Source organism: Streptomyces sp. SM18, assembly GCF_002910775.2.
Taxonomy (GTDB): domain Bacteria; phylum Actinomycetota; class Actinomycetes; order Streptomycetales; family Streptomycetaceae; genus Streptomyces; species Streptomyces halstedii.
Window position 1 is genome coordinate 4,519,882 of sequence record NZ_CP029342.1, and the last position, 18,440, is coordinate 4,538,321.

Genomic DNA, 18,440 nt, shown 5'->3' on the forward strand with positions numbered 1-18,440 from the left:
GCAACGGCTTCAGACGGAGGGGCTATGCATCTAATCTGACAGGCGGTAGGAGGTCGGCCGCGCCCGGCGCGCGGCACGTACGACGGGGGAGAACCGGCCATGGCCACACGCAGACTGAGGTCGAGCACCGTGGTGCTCGGCGGCATGGGGATGCTCGCGCTGACGATCACCTCGTGCGGCTCGGAACCGGACCGGCGGTGCGTCGATCCGGTGAGCCGGGACAAACTGCCGAGCTACGAGTGCCGCAGCGGCGGCAGCGGCTCGTACTACTACGGCGGCAGCGACAAGAACGGCAGGTACTCCGGCGGCAGTTTCGACAAGTCCGCCGTCGACCGGGGCGGTCTCGGCTGCTCCCGTACGGGGGGTGGCTGAGCACGTGGAACGCCGCACCGTCGAGCCGCGCCCCAACTGGCAGCAGACCGTCGAGGCACAGGGGCTGGTGTACCCGCTGACCCGGTACCCGGACGGATCGCTGCGCCCGTACTGGGACGAGAGCGCCTACTACGTCTTCACGCTGCCCGAGGTCGAGGCGCTGGAGGAGGTCGTCGAGGAGCTGCACACCATGTGCCTGGCCGCCGCCGCGCACATCGTGGAGCGGGACCGTTTCGCCGATCTGGGCATCACCGATCCCCGACTGGCCGCCCTGGTCGCCGAGTCCTGGCACCGCCGCTCCGAACTACCGTCCCTGTACGGGCGGTTCGACCTCCGTTACGACGGTCGGGGCCCGGCGAAGATGCTGGAGTACAACGCCGACACCCCCACCTCGCTGGTGGAGGCCGCCGTCCCGCAGTGGTTCTGGATGGAGGACCGCTTCCCCGGCGCCGACCAGTGGAACTCCCTGCACGAACGCCTCGTCGAGGCCTGGGGGCGGCAGGCGGCGCTGCTGCCGCCCGGACCGCTGCACTTCGTCCACACCGACGGCGACGAGAGCGGCGAGGACCTGATGACCGTCGCCTATCTGCGCGAGACCGCCGAACAGGCCGGCGTGGAGACGGAGGCGCTCTCCGTCGAGAGCATCGGCTGGGACCGGCTGAGCGGCCGTTTCGTGGACGACCGGCTCCGCTTCATCCGCGGCTGCTTCAAGCTCTACCCCTGGGAATGGCTGGCCACCGACCGCTTCGGGCCGCATGTGCTGGACACCCTCGACAACGGGGGCGGTACCGGGACCACCTGCTGGATCGAGCCCGCCTGGAAGATGCTGCTCTCCAACAAGGCGCTGCTGGCCGTCCTCTGGGAGCTCTACCCCGGCCACCCCCACCTGCTCCCCGCCTACCTCGACGGACCCCGCGAGCTGGCCGGGCCCCGGGGCGCCGGATACGTGGCCAAGCCGCTGCTCGGCCGTGAGGGCGAGGGGGTCACCCTGCACGGGCCGGGCAGCGAGGCGGTACGGCGCGACGAGGCCTGCTGCTACCAAGGGCTCGCCCCGCTGCCCGACTTCGACGGCAACCGCGTGGTCCTCGGCGCCTGGGTGGTCGAGGACGAGGCCGCCGGGCTCGGCATCAGGGAGTCGGCGGGGCCGGTCACGGACGGATACGCCCGCTTCCTGCCCCACGTCATCCTCTGATCCGGCCGCCCGTCGCGGGAGCCGGCCGCCTGTCGCGGGAGCCGGCCGCCCGGAGCCGGTGCCCCCGCGCGGGAGCGGGCGCCGGCTCCGGAACGGCCCCGCTCAGCCGGCCAGCACGGCGCGGAGCTGGTCCAGGCCCCAGTCCAGGTCGTCCTTGCCGATGACCAGGGGCGGGGCGATCCGGATGGTGGAGCCGTGGGTGTCCTTGACCAGCACGCCCCGGTCCATCAGCTTCTCCGAGATCTCCCGTCCGGTCCCGAGGCGGGGGGAGATGTCCACCCCGGCCCACAGCCCGCGCCCGCGCACCGCCGTCACCGCGTCGCCACCCGTCAGCAGTCCCAGCTCGTGGTGGAGGTGGTCGCCCAGCTCCGCCGCCCGCTGCTGGTACTCGCCGGTGCGCAGCATCGCGATCACCTCCAGGGCGACCGCGCAGGCCAGCGGGTTCCCGCCGAACGTCGAGCCGTGCTCACCGGGCCGGAACACCCCCAGCACGTCGGCCGAGGAGACCACGGCAGACACCGGCACCACCCCGCCGCCCAGCGCCTTGCCCAGCAGGTACATGTCGGGGACGACCCCCTCGTGCTCCAGGGCGAAGGTCCGCCCGGTGCGCCCGAGTCCCGACTGGATCTCGTCCGCGACGAAGAGCACGTTCCGCTGCCGGGTCAGCTCGCGCACCCCGGCCATGTAGCCCGCGGGCGGCACCAGGACGCCCGCCTCGCCCTGGATCGGCTCCAGCAGCACCGCCACCGTGTTCTCGGTCATCGCCGCGTCGAGCGCGGTCAGATCCCCGTACGGCACGATCTCGAACCCCGGGGTGTACGGACCGTAGTCGGCGCGTGCCTCCTGGTCCGTGGAGAAGCTGATGACGGTGGTCGTCCGGCCGTGGAAGTTGTCGGCGGCCACGATGATCTTCGCCATCCCGTCCGGGACGCCCTTGACGCGGTAGCCCCACTTGCGGGCGGTCTTCACGGCCGTCTCCACCGCCTCCGCCCCGGTGTTCATGGGCAGGACCATCTCCATGCCGCACAGCTCGGCCAGTTGGGTGCAGAAGTCGGCGAAGCGGTCGTGGTGGAAGGCGCGCGAGGTCAGCGTCACCCGCTCCAGCTGCGCCCGAGCCGCGTCGATCAGCCGGCGGTTGCCATGGCCGAAATTGAGTGCCGAGTAACCGGCCAGCATGTCGAGGTAGCGGCGGCCCTCCACGTCGGTCATCCAGGCGCCGTCCGCGGTCGCGACGACGACCGGCAACGGGTGGTAGTTGTGCGCGCTGTGCGCCTCGGCCGAGGCGAGGGCGTTCTCCGTGGTCGACACGGGATCTCCGTTCGTCGTGAAAGGTGGGCGGGGTGTGCCCACTTTGTATCGTCGGTCGGATCACCGGCCGGGAAACCTCCGGGGCGCGGCGTGCCTTCGCCGGCCCGCCCGAACGCCCTGCCCGCACCCCCTCCCACGGCGTGCCCAAGGCCCGCCGCGCACGCCCGGCGCATTCCCGCACCGGCTGCCGGGGAACGCCCCCGCACCTGAGACAATGGGGGCATGGCCTCTGATCGTCCCCGCGTGCTCTCCGGAATCCAGCCCACCGCAGGCTCGTTCCACCTCGGCAACTACCTCGGTGCGGTCCGCCAGTGGGTGGCGTTGCAGGAATCACACGACGCCTTCTACATGGTGGTGGACCTGCACGCGATCACCGTTCCGCAGGACCCCGTCGAGCTGCGCTCCAACACCCGGCTCGCGGCCGCCCAGCTGCTCGCCGCCGGGCTGGACCCGGAGCGCTGCACGCTCTTCGTCCAGAGCCATGTGCCCGAACACGCCCAGCTCGGCTGGATCATGAACTGCCTCACCGGCTTCGGCGAGGCGTCCCGCATGACGCAGTTCAAGGACAAGTCCGCCAAACAGGGCGCGGACCGGGCGACCGTGGGCCTGTTCACCTACCCGGTGCTCCAGGTCGCGGACATCCTTCTCTACCAGGCCAACGAGGTGCCGGTGGGCGAGGACCAGCGCCAGCACATCGAGCTGACCCGCGACCTCGCGGAGCGTTTCAACGGCCGGTTCGGGGAGACCTTCACCGTGCCGTCGCCGTACATCCTCAAGGAGACGGCGAAGATCTACGACCTCCAGGACCCGGCGGTCAAGATGAGCAAGTCGGCGTCCACGCCCAAGGGTCTGATCAATCTGCTGGACGAGCCGAAGGCCACCGCCAAGAAGGTGAAGAGCGCCGTCACCGACACGGACACGGTGATCCGCTTCGACGCGGAGAAGAAGCCCGGCGTCAGCAACCTCCTCACCATCTACTCCACCCTCACCGGCACCGCCGTCTCGGACCTGGAGCGGCGGTACGAGGGGAAGGGGTACGGGGCGCTCAAGACCGACCTCGCCGAGGTCATGGTGGAGTTCGTCACGCCGTTCCGGACCCGCACGCGGGAATATCTGGACGACCCCGAGACGCTGGACTCGATTCTGGCCAAGGGCGCCGAGAAGGCCAGGACCGTCGCCGCCGAGACGCTGGCGCGGACGTACGACCGTATGGGACTTCTGCCCGCCAAGCACTGAGTCCAAGGACCCTGGCGAGATCCCTGCCCGAGGGGCCACACTGACGTCGGCACGAGTGACGCACGGCGTCCGGCGTGGCGCTCGGGCAGGGTCGAGAACCGGCCACAGACAACAGAGGAGAACGATGTGGGGACCGTAACGCTTGGCGTTTCGATCGCGGTCCCGGAGCCCTACGGCAGCCTGCTCCAGGAGCGGCGCGCGAGCTTCGGGGACCCTGCCGCGTACGGCATTCCCACCCACGTCACCCTCCTCCCGCCGACCGAGGCCGAGGCGGCCGACCTGCCCGCGGTCGAGACCCACCTCGCGAAGATCGCCACGGCGGGCCGGCCGTTCCCGATGCGGCTGTCCGGCACGGGCACCTTCCGGCCGCTCTCGCCGGTCGTCTTCGTCCAGGTCGTCGAGGGCGCCTCGGCCTGCTCCTGGCTCCAGAAGCGGGTCCGGGAGCGCTCGGGACCGCTGGTGCGCGAGCTCCAGTTCCCGTACCACCCGCACGTGACCGTGGCGCACGGCATCGCCGAGGAGGCCATGGACCGCGCGTACGAGGAGCTCTCCTCCTACGAGGCGGCCTGGACCTGCGGTTCCTTCGCGCTGTACGAGCAGGGCACCGACAGCGTCTGGCGCAAGATCCGGGAGTTCCCGTTCGGGGGCGGCGGCGGCTCACCCGCGGTACCCGCCCAGGGCGGCTCGTCGGTGGACCGGCCCTCGCTGCACCCCTGACCCGCCGGGCCCCCGGGCACACCTGACCCCAGGCCCTACCGCACCGGCAGCCGCCGGAACAGCGGGCGCGGCACATGCCGCAGGGCCGACATCACCACCCGCAGGGCGCCCGGCACCCACACCGTCTCGGAGCGGCGCCGCAGCCCCGTCACGATCGCGTCCGCCACGGCGCCCGGGGTGGTCGCGAGGGGCGCCTCCTCCCGCCCGGCGGTCATCCGCGTCCGTACGAAGCCGGGGCGCACCACCATCACATGCACACCCGTGCCGTGCAGCGCGTCCCCGAGGCCCTGGGCGAACGCGTCCAGCCCCGCCTTGCTGGAGCCGTAGATGAAGTCGGCGCGCCGGGCCCGTTCGCCCGCCACCGAGGAGAGCACCACCAGCGAACCGTGGCCCTGCGCCTGGAGGGCGCCCGCGCACACCAGACCGGCGGAGACCGCGCCGGTGTAGTTGGTCTGCGCCACCTGGACCGCGCTGAGCGGTTCCTCCTCGTCGCGTGTCTGGTCGCCCAGGATGCCGAAGGCCAGCAGCACCATGTCGATGTCGCCGTCGCTGAACACCTTGCCGAGCACCTCCTCGTGCGAGGCGGAGTCCAGTGCGTCGAAGGCCACGGTGCGCACCTCGGCGCCCAGTTCACGCAGCTCGGCGGCGGCGCGTTCCAGCGCGGGGGACGGGCGCCCGGCCAGCCGGACCGTACGGGTGCGGCGGGCGATCAGCCGGCGTGCCGTGGCCAGGCCGATCTCCGAGGTGCCGCCGAGGACGAGCAGGGACTGCGGGGCACCGAAGGCGTCCTTCACGGGGAGCTCCTAGCGACGGGGGCGGGACGGCGGGCGGTCAGAGGGCGAGGCGGCGGGAGAGGTCCGAGCGGAAGGCGCCGTCCGGGTCCAGCTCCGCGCGCAGCGCCCGGAAGTCCGCCAGCCTCGGGTACATCGCGGCCAGCGTCTCCGGCCGCATCCGGGAGTCCTCGGCGAGGCAGACCCGGCCGCCGGCCGCCGCCACCTCGTCGTCGAGGCGGTCGAGCAGCCGTGCCAGCCCGGGGAGCCCGGCCGGCAGGCCGAAGGAGAGCGTCCAGCCGGGCACCGGGAAGGAGAGCCAGCCGGAACCGCCCTCCCCGAGCCGCTGGAGCACGGAGTGGAAGGCCGGGCAGCGCCGCAGCGAGAGCCGGCGGACGACCCGGTGCAGGGCCTCCTCCTGGCCCTCGCCCACCGCGAACCGGTACTGCACGAAGCCGCCCCGGCCGTAGAGGCGGTTCCAGCCGGGGAGCGCGTCCAGCGGGTGGAGGAAGGCGGAGAGGCGCTGGAGCCGCCGGGCGCGCACGGCGCGCGCGCCCCGGAAGCGGAGTTCGGCCAGCAGCGCCGCCGAGGTCCGCCCGAGCAGCCCCTCCGGTACGTACGCCGGGGCGGCGGGCAGCCGCGCCGGGCGGAACTCCAGCGGGGCCTGACGGGCGCGCGCCGGGAGTGCGTCCAGGGGCGCGTGCTCCCCCCGGGTCAGGACGGCGCGCCCGGTGGCCTTCCCGCGCGCCATGAGGTCGATCCGCGCGGCCGCGTACGGGAGGCGGTCGTCCGTCGCGGCGAGCCCGGCCAGCGCCGCGTCCAGACCGGTGGTGCGTTCGGTCTCCACGGACATCAGCGAGGTGGCGACCGGGCGCAGCGCGAGCGTGGCGGACAGGACGACGCCGGTCAGCCCGAGCCCGCCCGCCGTCGCGTCGAACAGGCCGGTGCCCGGCAGCACCGTGCGCACCGTGCCGTCGGCGGTCAGCAGGTCCAGGGAGCGCACATGCCGGGTGAAGGAACCCGCGCTCGGGTGGTTGCGGCCGTGGACGTCGGCACCGATCGCGCCGCCGACCGTGACGAACCGGGTCGAGGGGGTCACCGGGACGAACCAGCCCAGCGGCAGCAGCTCCTCCATCAGCCGGTGCAGGCTCACCCCGGCGTCGCAGACGACCGTGCCGGCGGCGGGGTCGATCGCGTGGACGCGGTCCAGCGCGCTCATGTCGATCACCGAGCCGCCCGCGTTCTGCGCCGCGTCGCCGTGGGCCCGGCCCAGCCCCCGGGCGACGACCCCGCGCGGACCCCGGCCCGTCACGGCGATCGCCGCCTCCTCGTAGGTACGGGGGCGGAACCGGAGCGCGGTCGTCGGGGCGGTGCGGCCCCAGCCGGTCATGGACACCGTGTCGACGGACATGGGGGTGACCGTATCGCCCACGAAAACCCTTTTGAGGGATTTGTTACATCCCTCACCGAAATGGGTGATTGGCTTCTCGGCCGGCCCCCGAGGCCGGTTTTCCGCGGCCGGCCGGGTACGCGTACGTCATGGACTGGCTGAAAAAACTTCCCGTCGTCGGCCCGCTCGTCGGCCGGCTGATGGAGACACACGCCTGGCGCTCGTACGAGACGCTGGAACGGGTCCACTGGGCCAGGCTCGCCGCGGCGATCACCTTTCTCAGCTTCCTGGCGCTGTTCCCCCTGATCGCGGTCGGTGCCGCGGTCGGTGCGGCGCTCCTGTCGGACCAGCAGTTGCACAAGATCGAGAAGCAGCTCGCCGAGCAGGTGCCGGGCATCTCCGACCAGCTGGGCATCGGCAACCTGGTGGACCACGCGGGCACGGTCGGACTGGTCGCCGGTGCGCTGCTGCTCTTCACCGGCATCGGCTGGATCGGGTCCATGCGCGAGTGCCTGCTCGCCGTCTGGGAGAAGGACGACACCCCGCAGGGCAACCCCGTCGTCCGCAAGCTCAAGGACGCCGGTCTGCTGCTCGGTCTCGGCGGCGCGGCGCTCGCCACACTCGCGGTCACCACCATCGGCTCGACGGCCATCGGCTGGACCGCCGAGCAGATCGGCATCCCGGAGAACGGCGCCGGGGGTGTGCTGCTCCAGGTGGCCGCCCTGCTGGTGGCGGTCGGCGCGGACTTCCTGCTGCTGCTCTACATGCTGACCCTGCTGCCGGGCGTGGAGCCGCCCCGGCACCGCCTGATCGTCGCCGGGCTGGTCGGCGCGGTCGGCTTCGAACTCCTCAAGCTGCTGCTCGGCAGCTATATGAAGGGCGTCGCCTCGAAGAGCATGTACGGCGCCTTCGGCGTGCCGATCGCGCTCCTGCTGTGGATCAACTTCAGCGCCAAGCTGCTGCTGGTCTGCGCCGCCTGGACGGCGACGCCGGAGCGCGACGGCGAGGGCGCGCCGGAGGACGGCTCAGGCGCGCCCGCCGGTGGCCCGGACACGCCCGCCGGTGGCCCGGACGCACCGGCCGGCACGGGCACGCCCGCCGGGAACCCGTCCGTCAACGGCGGGGAAGGCGGCGCACCAGGTCGGGCAGCGGCCACCGCCGGTTGACGAGGTACGCCCCCGCGGCCAGGACCACCAGCACCCCGGCGACGACCGACAGCGCGGTCCAGACCCCCGAGCCGGCGGGCGAGGCGCTCGCGGCCGCCGCCTGCTTCCCGGCGGCCGCCGCCGGTGTCGTGCCGGCGTCGGGCTCGGTGCCCTTGCCGGCCTCGGTGACGGCGGACTTCGGCGGCACCAGGGTGCCGACCGGAGTCACCTTGCCGCTCGCGGCGAAGCCCCAGTCGAGCAGGCTCGCGGCTTCCTTGTAGACGGCGTGGCTCACGTCCGACGACGGGTTCATGACGGTGACCAGCAGCACCCGCCCGTCGCGTTCGGCGATGCCGGTGAACGTGTTGCCGGCATGGGTGGTGTAGCCGTTCTTGACGCCCGCGATGCCCTGGTACTGCTCCACGCCGTCGGCGCCGGTGAGCAGCCGGTTGGTGTTCTGGATGCCGAAGGACTGCCGCTTCTTGCCCTTCTTCTTCTCCCCGGGGAACTGCGCGCTGGCCGTCGCGGCGTACTCGCGGAAGTCGGCCTTCTGCATCCCGCTGCGGGCGAAGAGCGTCAGGTCGTACGCGCTGGAGACCTGCTTCGGGGAGTCGTAGCCGTCCGGGGAGACGACCCGGGTGTCGAGTGCCTGGAGCTCGTCCGCGTGCCGCTGCATCGCCGCGACCGTCGCGTCCACACCCCCGTACATCGAGGACAGCACGTGCACCGCGTCGTTGCCCGACTGGAGGAACACCCCCAGCCACAGGTCGTGGACCGTGTAGGTGTAGTCCTCCTTGACGCCCACCAGGCTGCTGCCCTCACCGACCCCGGCGAGCTCGTCCTCGGTCACCAGATGGGTCGTGGTCGGCTGGAGGGCCGGCAGGACCGTGTCGGCGAAGAGCATCTTCAGCGTGGACGCGGGCGGCAGCCGCCAGTGGGAGTTGTGCGATGCCAGCACCTCGCCGTTCTCCGCGTCCGCGACGATCCACGAACGGGCGGTGAGGTCCTTCGGCAGCACCGGCGCCCCCGGCCCCAGCTCCACCTGGGTGCCGATCTCGCCCAGGCGCTTCCCGCCGACGGTGGACATGGGGCCGGTCGGCTTCGGCTGCTTGTCGCCGGGTTTGTCCTTGTCGGCCGCCGCGGCCGGACTGAGGACACAAACGGACAGCAAAGCGGCAGAGAGGACCGTCATTACGGTCTTTCTTAGAGCAGGCACGGTCGGAAACGTACATGGCGTTGCCATGGACCGTGACCCGGATAGGCTGACCCGCCGTGTATACCGCCGGGACAGCCCACCCCGGGCGAAGGCCCCGAAGCGCGGTGGCGATACTGATTCCATGAAGCTCAGCCGCCCCGTGTCCTGGTTCCTGCTCGTGTTCGGGGTGTGGAGCTGGTTCATCTGGATCACTTTCGTCAAGAACCTGTGGAAGGACAGCAGCGGACTCGCGTTCGACGACGCGGGTGACCCGACCGCGTACTTCTGGGTCCATCTGCTGCTCGCCGTGACGTCGTTTCTTCTGGGGACGGCTGTCGGGGTCATCGGGTTCCGTGGTGTCAGGGCACTGCGCCGCGCACGCACATGAACGAGACACGGACGGACGCGGTCCGGCGGGGGAGCGGGGGAACGTAAGTGGTGGTCGTCTTCGTCCTGGTGGCGGTCGCGGTGTTCGCGCTGCTGGCCGGTGTGCACCGCTATGTGTGGCGACGCCTCGTCGGTGACACGACGGCCCAGGGCAGCCTCGCGCGCCGCGCCGGGACGGTCGCGGTGTGGGTGCTGCCCCTGCTGAGCGTGGGCGCCTTCGCCGGAGGGCGGGCGGGATTCCCCTTCTGGCTCCAGCGGGTGCTGGCCTGGCCGGGCTATCTGTGGCTGGCCGTGCTGCTGTACCTGACGCTGGCTCTGCTGGTGGGCGAGGCGGCGCGGCCGCTGCTGCGGCGCCTCCTGGCGCGCCGCGCCGCGCGCACGGCCGCCGCCGGAACGGAACCGGCCGCGGTGCCGCGTACCGCCGCCCTCGTCGCCGCCACCTCCGCGACGGAGACTCCGGCGGGGGCCCCGGCGGAGGCCCCCGTGGAGGCCGCGACCGACACCGATGCCCCCGCCGCGTCACCGCCGCCGGAATCCGTACCGGAACCGGAAGCGGAACCCGCGCCGGAACCCTCCCCGCACACCCCCGCCGACCCCTCGCGGCGGCTGTTCGTCGCGCGGGCGGTCGGTGGCGCCGCCGCCCTCGCGGGGCTCGGCACGGTCGGGTACGGCACCTACGGGGTGCTGCGCGGCCCCCGGGTGAAGCGGATCACCGTCCCGCTCGCCAGGCTGCCGCGCTCCGCGCACGGCTTCCGGATCGCGGTCGTCAGCGACATCCACCTCGGCCCGATCCTCGGCCGTGCCCACACCCGGCGCATCGTCGACACCATCAACGCGACCTCGCCCGATCTGGTCGCCGTGGTGGGGGACCTCGTGGACGGTACGGTCGCCGACCTCGGCACCGCCGCCGAACCGCTCGCCGGGCTCGAAGCGCGGCACGGCAGCTACTTCGTCACCGGCAACCACGAGTACTTCTCCGGCGCCGCCGAGTGGGTCGATCACGTTCGCGAGCTGGGGCTGCGGCCGTTGGAGAACGCCCGGGTCGAGATCGCCGGGTTCGACCTCGCCAGCGTCAACGACGTCGCCGGTGAAAGCGAGGGCCAGGGACCGGACTTCGCCGCCGCGCTCGGCGACCGTGACCGGAGCCGGGCCTCCGTCCTCCTCGCGCACCAGCCGGTCGTCATCGACGACGCCGTCGCGCACGGCGTCGACCTCCAGCTCTCCGGTCACACCCACGGCGGTCAGCTCTGGCCCGGCAACCTGCTGGCAGAGCTGGCCAATCCCACCGTCGCGGGGCTCGAACGGTACGGTGACACCCAGCTGTACGTGTCGCGGGGCGCGGGCGCGTGGGGCCCTCCGGTGCGGGTCGGCGCGCCCTCGGACATCACCGTCGTGGAGCTCGCCTCCAAGCGGACCTGAACGCTGCCGGACATGGCTGGGAACGAACACGCAAACGGCATACCGCCCTTACGCCCAGCAACGAAAGTCGCTGGTAGGAGGCGGTGTGGCCCTGCTTTCGAAGCCATATCCAGTTTTTCGGCGAACAAGTCCCTGTGAGTACCCCATTTGCTCTTCCAGATGTGAAAATCGTGTGATTGGCTGAGTCCGAACATGCGGCAATGTGCGCGAACTCAGCACATGGGCCGCGGTGGGCTGGTAAGGGAGAGCACGGCAACATGCGGTCGATCCGGATACGGATTCTCGCGATTCTCGCGGTACTGATCATTGTCGGCGTCGGCGCCTGGCAGCTGCTCCCCTCGGACGAGGCGAAGAAGGATCCCGTCACGGTCGGGACCTCGGACGTGGTGAGCTCCCTCGATCCGGCCGGGGCCTACGACGCCGGTTCCTGGGCGATCTACAGCAACATCTACCAGTCCCTCCTGACCTTCAAGGCCGGTGCGATCGTCCCGGAGCCGGACGCGGCCGAGAGCTGCACCTTCATCGGGCAGAAGTTCCAGACGTACCAGTGCAAGCTGCGCGACGACCTGACCTTCTCCAACGGTCACAAGGTCACCGCGGAGGTCGTCAAGTACTCCTTCGACCGGATCCTGAAGATCAACGCGGACTCCGGTCCGGCGCCGCTCTTCCCCAGCCTCGACACGATCGTGGTCGACGGGCGCACCATCACCTTCAACCTCTCGGCGCGTGACGCGACCTTCCCGCTGAAGCTCGCCACCGGCGCCGGGTCCATCGTCGACCCCGCCGAGTACCCCAAGGACAAGCTCCGCACCGGGAACCAGGCCGACGGATCGGGCCCGTTCACGCTGAAGTCGTACGAGCCCGGAGTCCAGGCGGAGTTGACGCCGAACGCGGCCTACAAGGGCGCGGTGAAGAGCCCCGGCGGACCGGTCCACATCCGCTACTTCGAAGGCTCCAGCCAGCTCCAGGCGGCCTGGGACGCCGGCAGCGTCGATGTGACACACCGTCAACTGCCCGCCGAGACCCTGGCGGAGCTCAACCCCGGTGCGACCGCGCAGCGCATCACCGAGGCGGGCAGCGCCGAGATCCGCAACCTCATCTTCAACGTCCGTGACGGTTCGGCGTTCTCCGACAAGCGGGTCCGGCAGGCCGTCGCGTGGATCATCGACCGCGGGCCGCTGGTCGGCGACGTCTACCGCAGCACGGTCGAGCCCCTGTACTCCCTGATCCCCCAGGGCTACATCGGGCACAGCACTCCCTTCTTCGACGCCTACCCGCACCCCGACAAGGACGAGGCGAAGAGGCTGATGCAGGAGGCCGGCGTACAGATCCCGCTGCCGGTCACCTTCGCGCACCGCGACGACGACGCGAACAAGAAGGAGAGCACCGAGCTGGTCCGCCAGCTGGAGAAGAGCGGGCTGTTCAAGGTCACCGAGAAGGCCGTGGAGTGGACGGCCTTCCAGAAGGGGTACGCGGCCGGCGACTACGACGTGTACACCGTCGGATGGTTCCCCGACTTCCCGGACTCCGACAACTTCAGCCAGCCGCTCGTCGGCAAGGGCAACAGCCTCAACAACGGCTACCAGAGCAAGAAGGTCGACGACCTCATCGCCGCCACCCAGCAGTACAGCGACCGCAGCCGCACCTCGAACGACTTCAAGGAGCTTCAGCGGCTGGTCGGCGAGGACGTCCCGCTGATCCCGCTGTGGCAGAAGAAGGACTACGTCGTCGCCAAGAGCGAGGTCTCCGGCTCCCAGTACCTCTCCGACGGCACCGGGATCTGGCGCCTGTGGGAACTCAGCTGGATCTGACGCCCTCGCCCGCACGGGCCCCGGGCATGAACTCCACCAGCACCTCGTGGAGTTGCCGCACGAGCGGTCGCAGCACCCGGAACCGGGAGAGCGCGATCGCCCGTGCGGCCAGCGGCGCGGTGCGCTCCACCAGCCGGCGGCTGCGCGCCGCGCCCTCGCTCCGGTCGTAGACCCAGAAGAGCACCAGCCCCATCTGCATCAGCCACATCAACTGCGGCAGTATCGGGCCCAGTTCCGGGTCGTACCGGGTGCTGGACCCGGACAGGCAGCGCTCGTGGAGGGAGATCACCGCCTCGCGGGCGGCGGCCGAGTCCTCGGAGAACGGCGAGAGCGGGCTCTCCGGGTCGGCGGCGTTCTTGAAGAACTGGGCGGCGAAGCGGTGGTACGGCTGGGCCACGTCCAGCCAGCCCAGCAGGACGCCCCGGATGCGTACGGCGAGATCCGGGTCCCCGTCCAGGACCGGCCGCACCGCCGCCGCGTGATCGGCCGCGATCCGGTCGTAGAAGCCCTGGACCAGGTGTTCCTTCGAGGCGAAGTAGTAGTACGCGTTCCCCACGGAGACCCCGGCCTCCTGGGCGACGGCACGCATGGTCGTCCTGTCGTACCCGCGTTCCTCGAAGAGTCTGAGGGCTGTCTCCAGGATCAGGGTGCGGGTCTGCTCGCTCTTCGGGGCCTTCGCCGTCTTCTCTTCCTTCGCCACGGTCCCCAGGCTATCCGGGGCCCGGGTCCCCCGGATTCCGTGTCGCCACGGCCTCGGTGAACTCCGCCCGCAACTCCCCGGGGGAGGGCAGACCCGCGTCCACCACCTCGTTCCACCGGGCGGCCGCCTCCTCGATCCCCTGACGGAACGCGCGCTTCAGGGGGATCCGGAACAGCAGCAGCGCGAGCGCGGCGGGCGGCCGCAGCAGCGCCCGCCCGCGCACGGTCACGAGGACGCCCACCTCCCAGGCCCCCACACCGGCGGCCTCCCACGCCTCCGCACCGGCCTTCCGGGCGTCCTTGCCGGCCTTCCGCGCACCGGCCTCCGGCGCTTCCGCACCGGTCCTCCGCGCCCCGTCGCCGGCCGGACGGACGGTGATCGACAGGTCCGCGCGCCCGAGCGGGTGCCGGGCACGCGCCGACACCGGGGGCCGGGCCGCCGGAAGCGCGCCGGGAGGCGCCGCCACCGCCGCCCACCAGGCGGCCAGGTCGCACCTCGCGCGCCCGGAGATCCGCTGGAGGAAGCCCCCGGCGGGACTGCGCAGGGTGCAGGCCGCCTCCAGCCCCGACGGCCGGTCGGGGGTGCGCAGGCGTAGCGTCACCCGTCCCGCGGCCTCGGCCGACGCCACCCGCTGCTCCACCGCGATCGCGGTCGAGCGCCGCCACTCCCGTATGCCCACCGTCAGCGTCCCGGCGGGGGCCTGGGGCGCCCTGCCGGGCGCGGGCGGAGCCGGGGCCTGGGTGACCGTGTACCGGGCCCCCGCGCGCAGGTGACGGCCCCTCACCAGCCGTACGCCCGGCACGGGTTCACCGCCCTCCAGCAGGGTGCCGCCCGGCCCCGTACGGGTGGACTCCACGACGTCCAGGAGGAGCGCCGCGCACTCCTCGAACCAGGAGCGGTCGAGGGCCGCGACGGTGACGGTGTGATGGAGGCGGGCCACGGGAGATCGGCTCAGGCGCTCATCGACCGGGCGGTGTTGACCTGCGCCATGACCATCTGGAAGGTCTCGGGACCGTTGGCCGGGATCATGGTCGAGTGGTGGCGCCCCCCACTGGTCACCGTGACCTGGACGAAGCCCGTCGTCTTCTTCTCCTTCATCAGGAGGAAGAGCAGACCGACCAGACAGAACAGCGCGAACACGATGGCGAGCACGATCGCCACGGTCGGGATCTTCTCCTCCGTGCGCGACATGTCGGTCGCCGTCCACACCGCGCCCTTGAGCGGCATGGTGCCCGACGGCGTCACGATGCCGTCGTTCATGACGGTGATGTCACCGAACGACAGCATCGCCGTCCCACCGCCCGGATACCCCTGACCCGGCTGCTGCGCCGTGGGGTTGTAGCCGGGCTGCGTCGGCTGCCCGCCGGGGCCCGGGTAGCCGTACCCGGGGCCCGGCTGCGCGGCCGAGTCGGGCAGCGGCTGCGGGTAGCCGTACGCGGGAGCCGCACCCGGCGCCGTGAAGCCGAAGCCCTGGCCCGGTCCGTCCGGCATCGTCGGCGGGTTGCCCGGCTGCTGGGGCGGGCCCCACTTGTATGAGTCGTCCGCGTACGGATTCGGATCGCTCACGACGTTCCCCGTTCTCCATCAAGTCATCCGCTCCCACCGCGTGTCACGTCGGGAGCCGCGGGCCGGTCACCGGCCCCGCATGACCGTACCGTTCCCGCCCCCGCGACGCAGCAGGAGACCCCGCCTCCCGCACGGACGGTGCGGGGAGACGGGGTCTCCGCGGTACGACGGACGGACCCGGACGGGCCGTCGGGTCAGAAGCGGCGTGTGATCAGCGCGCGCTTGACCTCCTGGATCGCCTTGGTGACCTCGATGCCACGGGGGCAGGCGTCCGTGCAGTTGAACGTCGTGCGGCAACGCCACACACCGTCACGGTCGTTGAGGATCTCCAGGCGCTGCTCGCCGCCCTCGTCACGCGAGTCGAAGATGAACCGGTGCGCGTTGACGATGGCCGCCGGGCCGAAGTACTGCCCGTCGTTCCAGAACACCGGGCACGAGGACGTGCACGCGGCGCACAGGATGCACTTGGTGGTGTCGTCGAAGCGCTCGCGGTCCTCGGGGGACTGGAGCCTCTCACGGGTCGGCTCGTTGCCCTTGGTGATGAGGAAGGGCATGACGTCGCGGTAGGCCTGGAAGAACGGGTCCATGTCGACCACGAGGTCCTTGAGGACCGTGAGGCCCTTGATGGCCTCGATCAGGATCGGCTTCTCCGGGCTGATGTCCTTGATCAGCGTCTTGCAGGCGAGCCTGTTCTTGCCGTTGATCCGCATCGCGTCGGAGCCGCAGATGCCGTGCGCGCAGGAACGGCGGAACGTCAGGGTGCCGTCCAGCTCCCACTTGATCTTGTGAAGGGCGTCAAGGACACGCTCCTTCGGGTCGATCGAGATCTGGAAGTCCTGCCACTGGGCCTCGTCCGAGACCTCCGGGTTGAACCGGCGGATCCGGAACGTGGCCGTGATGTACGGGGTGTCGGCGAAGCCGGCCTCGGCGGTGCCGTTCTTCTCCAGGGTCGGGGTAGCCATCAGTACTTACGCTCCATCGGCTGGTAGCGGGTCGTGACGACCGGCTTGTAGTCGAGCCGGATCGACTCGGTGCCGTCGTCCGCGACCTCGCGGTACGCCATGGTGTGGCGCATGAAGTTGACGTCGTCGCGGTTCGGGTAGTCCTCGCGGTAGTGACCGCCGCGGGACTCCTTGCGGGCCAGCGCGGAGGTCGCCATGACCTCGGCCAGGTCGAGCAGGTTGCCCAGCTCGACGGCCTCCAGCAGGTCGGTGTTGAACCGCTTGCCCTTGTCCTGGATGGACACGTCCAGGTAGCGCCTGCGCAGCTCGGCGATCTTGTCGACCGCGGCCTTGATCGTCTGCTCGGTGCGGAACACCATCACGTTGGCGTCCATGCACTCCTGGAGCTCCTGGCGCAGCGCGGCGACGCGCTCGGTGCCCGTGGAGTTCCGCAGCCGCTCGACCTGGTCCTGGACCAGCTGCGCCGGGTTCTCGGGAAGCTCGACGAAGTCGTTCTTCGCGGAGTACTCGGCGGCGGCGATACCCGAACGGCGTCCGAAGACGTTGATGTCGAGCAGCGAGTTGGTGCCGAGGCGGTTGGCGCCGTGCACGGAGACACAGGCGACCTCGCCGGCGGCGTACAGGCCCGGCACGACGGTGGTGTTGTCGGCCAGCACCTCGCCCTCGACGTTGGTCGGGATGCCGCCCATGGCGTAGTGCGCGGTCGGCTGGATCGGGATCGGGTCCGTGTAGGGCTCGATACCGAGGTAGGTGCGCGCGAACTCGGTGATGTCCGGGAGCTTGGCGTCCAGCTGCTCCGGCGGGAGGTGCGTGAGGTCGAGGTAGACGTGGTCGCCCTCGGGGCCGCAGCCGCGGCCCTCGCGGATCTCCGTGTAGATGGAGCGGGAGACGACGTCACGGGACGCGAGGTCCTTCATGACCGGCGCGTACTTCTCCATGAAGCGCTCGCCGTCCTTGTTGCGGAGGATGCCGCCCTCACCGCGGGCGCCCTCCGTCAGCAGGATGCCCATGCGCCAGATGCCCGTCGGGTGGAACTGGAAGAACTCCATGTCCTCCAGCGGCAGACCCCGGCGGTAGCAGGCGGCCTGGCCGTCACCGGTCAGGGTGTGCGCGTTCGACGTCACCTTGAAGAACTTGCCGGTGCCGCCCGAGGCGTAGATGACCGACTTCGCCTGGAAGACGTGGATCTCGCCGGTGGCCAGCTCGTAGGCGACGACGCCGGCGGACTTCTTGACGCCGTCCTCCTCGACGACCAGCTGGTCCAGGACGTAGAACTCGTTGAAGAACTCCACGCCCTCCTTGACGCAGTTCTGGTACAGCGTCTGGAGGATCATGTGGCCGGTGCGGTCGCCCGAGTAGCAGGCGCGACGGACCGGGGCCTCACCGTGGTTGCGGGAGTGACCGCCGAAGCGGCGCTGGTCGATCTTGCCCTCGGGCGTACGGCCGAACGGCAGGCCCATCTTCTCCAGGTCGAGGACGGCGTCGATGGCCTCCTTCGCGAGGATCTCGGCGGCGTCCTGGTCGACCAGGTAGTCGCCGCCCTTGATCGTGTCGAAGGTGTGCCACTCCCAGTTGTCCTCCTCCACGTTGGCCAGCGCGGCGGCCATGCCGCCCTGCGCGGCGCCCGTGTGGGAGCGGGTGGGGTAGAGCTTCGTCAGCACGGCGGTACGGCTGCGCTTGGTCGACTCGATGGCCGCGCGCATGCCGGCGCCGCCGGCGCCGACGATGACGGTGTCGTACTTGTGGATCTGCATGGTTTCCTCTGGTCCCTCTGTCCCGGCGCCTAGCGGATGTTCGGGTCGAAGGTGAAGATCACCAGCGTGCCCAGCAGGACGGTGAACACCGTGGCGGTGTACAGGAGCATCTTCAGCCAGAAGCGGGTGTTGTCCCGTTCGGCGTAGTCGTTGATGACCGTACGGAGGCCGTTGGCGCCGTGCAGCATGGCGAGCCACAGCATCGCCAGGTCCCAGACCTGCCAGAACGGCGAGGCCCAGCGGCCGGCCACGAAGGCGAAGCCGATCTTGGAGACGCCGCCGTCCAGCACCAGCTGGATCAGCAGGTGGCCGATGACGAGGACGACCAGCACGATGCCCGACAGGCGCATGAAGAGCCAGGCGTACATCTCGAAGTTGGTACGCGAGCCCTTGGGCGTCTTGCCCGTGCGCTTGCGCGGGGGCTCGATCACCGGCGCGGGGTGATCGACGTCGTACAGGCTCACGCCCTCGACGTCGCTGATGGCGGACGAGGAAGAGGTCTCGGCGGACATGGGC

The 18,440-nt window shown here is 71.1% G+C and carries 18 protein-coding genes; 8 read left to right on the forward strand and 10 right to left on the reverse strand.

Going from position 1 to position 18,440, the window contains the following annotated elements:
* The first annotated feature begins 99 nt into the window (after positions 1–99).
* Together B9S64_RS20560 and B9S64_RS20565 are read left to right on the forward strand one after the other, a co-directional pair.
* The gene (locus B9S64_RS20560) at positions 100–372 is read left to right on the forward strand and encodes a hypothetical protein (protein WP_103492890.1); all 273 of its coding nucleotides are present in this window, start codon (positions 100–102) and stop codon (positions 370–372) included.
* 4 nt (positions 373–376) lie between these two features.
* The gene (locus B9S64_RS20565) at positions 377–1,564 is read left to right on the forward strand and encodes a glutathionylspermidine synthase family protein (RefSeq protein ID WP_103492889.1); all 1,188 of its coding nucleotides are present in this window, start codon (positions 377–379) and stop codon (positions 1,562–1,564) included.
* Between the two features lie 102 nt (positions 1,565–1,666).
* Here the strand turns inward: B9S64_RS20565 and rocD are convergent, their stop codons facing one another.
* Positions 1,667–2,872: an ornithine--oxo-acid transaminase gene (gene rocD / locus B9S64_RS20570; RefSeq protein WP_037878934.1), complete on the reverse strand. Its 1,206-nt coding sequence runs from the start codon at positions 2,870–2,872 to the stop codon at positions 1,667–1,669.
* Positions 2,873–3,094: 222 nt separating this feature from the next.
* On the opposite strand from rocD, the gene trpS reads away from it, so the two are divergent.
* Both trpS and B9S64_RS20580 read left to right on the forward strand, forming a co-directional pair.
* Positions 3,095–4,108, forward strand: coding sequence for a tryptophan--tRNA ligase (gene trpS / locus B9S64_RS20575; RefSeq protein ID WP_103492888.1), 1,014 nt, complete (start codon positions 3,095–3,097; stop codon positions 4,106–4,108).
* A 126-nt stretch (positions 4,109–4,234) separates the two neighbouring features.
* Positions 4,235–4,825 (forward strand): 2'-5' RNA ligase family protein, encoded by a 591-nt coding sequence (locus tag B9S64_RS20580; protein WP_103492887.1) that lies wholly within the window; start codon positions 4,235–4,237, stop codon positions 4,823–4,825.
* Between the two features lie 35 nt (positions 4,826–4,860).
* Here B9S64_RS20580 and B9S64_RS20585 read toward each other — a convergent pair whose 3' ends face one another.
* Positions 4,861–5,619, reverse strand: coding sequence for a decaprenylphospho-beta-D-erythro-pentofuranosid-2-ulose 2-reductase (locus tag B9S64_RS20585; protein ID WP_103492886.1), 759 nt, complete (start codon positions 5,617–5,619; stop codon positions 4,861–4,863).
* A gap of 37 nt (positions 5,620–5,656) precedes the next feature.
* Positions 5,657–7,006, reverse strand: coding sequence for an FAD-binding oxidoreductase (locus B9S64_RS20590; protein WP_103492885.1), 1,350 nt, complete (start codon positions 7,004–7,006; stop codon positions 5,657–5,659).
* 128 nt (positions 7,007–7,134) lie between these two features.
* On the opposite strand from B9S64_RS20590, the gene B9S64_RS20595 reads away from it, so the two are divergent.
* Positions 7,135–8,151 (forward strand): YihY/virulence factor BrkB family protein, encoded by a 1,017-nt coding sequence (locus B9S64_RS20595; protein ID WP_109492082.1) that lies wholly within the window; start codon positions 7,135–7,137, stop codon positions 8,149–8,151.
* On the opposite strand, the gene B9S64_RS20600 is transcribed toward B9S64_RS20595, so the two are convergent.
* Complete coding sequence (locus B9S64_RS20600) at positions 8,099–9,322, reverse strand: D-alanyl-D-alanine carboxypeptidase family protein (protein ID WP_258317574.1); 1,224 nt, start codon at positions 9,320–9,322, stop codon at positions 8,099–8,101. The genes B9S64_RS20595 and B9S64_RS20600 overlap by 53 nt on opposite strands.
* Positions 9,323–9,467: 145 nt before the next feature.
* Between B9S64_RS20600 and B9S64_RS35125 the strand changes: the two genes are divergently transcribed.
* From B9S64_RS35125 to B9S64_RS20615, 3 genes are all read left to right on the forward strand, one after another.
* Positions 9,468–9,713 (forward strand): SCO4848 family membrane protein, encoded by a 246-nt coding sequence (locus B9S64_RS35125; RefSeq protein WP_028439151.1) that lies wholly within the window; start codon positions 9,468–9,470, stop codon positions 9,711–9,713.
* A gap of 47 nt (positions 9,714–9,760) precedes the next feature.
* Positions 9,761–11,131, forward strand: coding sequence for a metallophosphoesterase (locus B9S64_RS20610; RefSeq protein WP_109492084.1), 1,371 nt, complete (start codon positions 9,761–9,763; stop codon positions 11,129–11,131).
* Between the two features lie 257 nt (positions 11,132–11,388).
* Positions 11,389–12,942, forward strand: coding sequence for an ABC transporter substrate-binding protein (locus B9S64_RS20615; RefSeq protein ID WP_103488499.1), 1,554 nt, complete (start codon positions 11,389–11,391; stop codon positions 12,940–12,942).
* Here the strand turns inward: B9S64_RS20615 and B9S64_RS20620 are convergent.
* From B9S64_RS20620 to B9S64_RS20645, 6 genes are all read right to left on the reverse strand, one after another.
* Complete coding sequence (locus tag B9S64_RS20620) at positions 12,929–13,642, reverse strand: TetR/AcrR family transcriptional regulator (RefSeq protein ID WP_103488498.1); 714 nt, start codon at positions 13,640–13,642, stop codon at positions 12,929–12,931. The genes B9S64_RS20615 and B9S64_RS20620 overlap by 14 nt on opposite strands.
* A gap of 10 nt (positions 13,643–13,652) precedes the next feature.
* Complete coding sequence (locus B9S64_RS20625) at positions 13,653–14,582, reverse strand: hypothetical protein (protein ID WP_103505043.1); 930 nt, start codon at positions 14,580–14,582, stop codon at positions 13,653–13,655.
* Between the two features lie 11 nt (positions 14,583–14,593).
* A complete protein-coding gene (locus B9S64_RS20630) occupies positions 14,594–15,208 on the reverse strand; it encodes a hypothetical protein (RefSeq protein ID WP_103490053.1) in 615 nt (204 codons plus the stop codon).
* Between the two features lie 194 nt (positions 15,209–15,402).
* A complete protein-coding gene (locus B9S64_RS20635; protein ID WP_103490054.1) occupies positions 15,403–16,170 on the reverse strand; it encodes a succinate dehydrogenase iron-sulfur subunit in 768 nt (255 codons plus the stop codon).
* Positions 16,170–17,924 (reverse strand): succinate dehydrogenase flavoprotein subunit, encoded by a 1,755-nt coding sequence (gene sdhA, locus B9S64_RS20640; protein ID WP_103490055.1) that lies wholly within the window; start codon positions 17,922–17,924, stop codon positions 16,170–16,172. Before sdhA ends, B9S64_RS20635 begins: the two co-directional genes overlap by 1 nt.
* A 29-nt stretch (positions 17,925–17,953) precedes the next feature.
* Positions 17,954–18,436 (reverse strand): succinate dehydrogenase hydrophobic membrane anchor subunit, encoded by a 483-nt coding sequence (locus B9S64_RS20645; protein WP_028439143.1) that lies wholly within the window; start codon positions 18,434–18,436, stop codon positions 17,954–17,956.
* Positions 18,437–18,440 lie beyond the last annotated feature (4 nt).

Excerpts from the sequence above, each read along its gene's own strand:
- B9S64_RS20635 (WP_103490054.1), bottom strand. The coding sequence starts at position 16,170 with ATGGCTACCCCGACCCTGGAGAAGAACGGCACCGCCGAGGCCGGCTTC.
- sdhA (WP_103490055.1), bottom strand. The coding sequence starts at position 17,924 with ATGCAGATCCACAAGTACGACACCGTCATCGTCGGCGCCGGCGGCGCC.
- trpS (WP_103492888.1), top strand. The coding sequence starts at position 3,095 with ATGGCCTCTGATCGTCCCCGCGTGCTCTCCGGAATCCAGCCCACCGCA.
- B9S64_RS20615 (WP_103488499.1), top strand. The coding sequence starts at position 11,389 with ATGCGGTCGATCCGGATACGGATTCTCGCGATTCTCGCGGTACTGATC.
- B9S64_RS20645 (WP_028439143.1), bottom strand. The coding sequence starts at position 18,436 with ATGTCCGCCGAGACCTCTTCCTCGTCCGCCATCAGCGACGTCGAGGGC.
- B9S64_RS20590 (WP_103492885.1), bottom strand. The coding sequence starts at position 7,006 with ATGTCCGTCGACACGGTGTCCATGACCGGCTGGGGCCGCACCGCCCCG.
- B9S64_RS20595 (WP_109492082.1), top strand. The coding sequence starts at position 7,135 with ATGGACTGGCTGAAAAAACTTCCCGTCGTCGGCCCGCTCGTCGGCCGG.
- B9S64_RS20600 (WP_258317574.1), bottom strand. The coding sequence starts at position 9,322 with ATGACGGTCCTCTCTGCCGCTTTGCTGTCCGTTTGTGTCCTCAGTCCG.
- B9S64_RS35125 (WP_028439151.1), top strand. The coding sequence starts at position 9,468 with ATGAAGCTCAGCCGCCCCGTGTCCTGGTTCCTGCTCGTGTTCGGGGTG.
- B9S64_RS20560 (WP_103492890.1), top strand. The coding sequence starts at position 100 with ATGGCCACACGCAGACTGAGGTCGAGCACCGTGGTGCTCGGCGGCATG.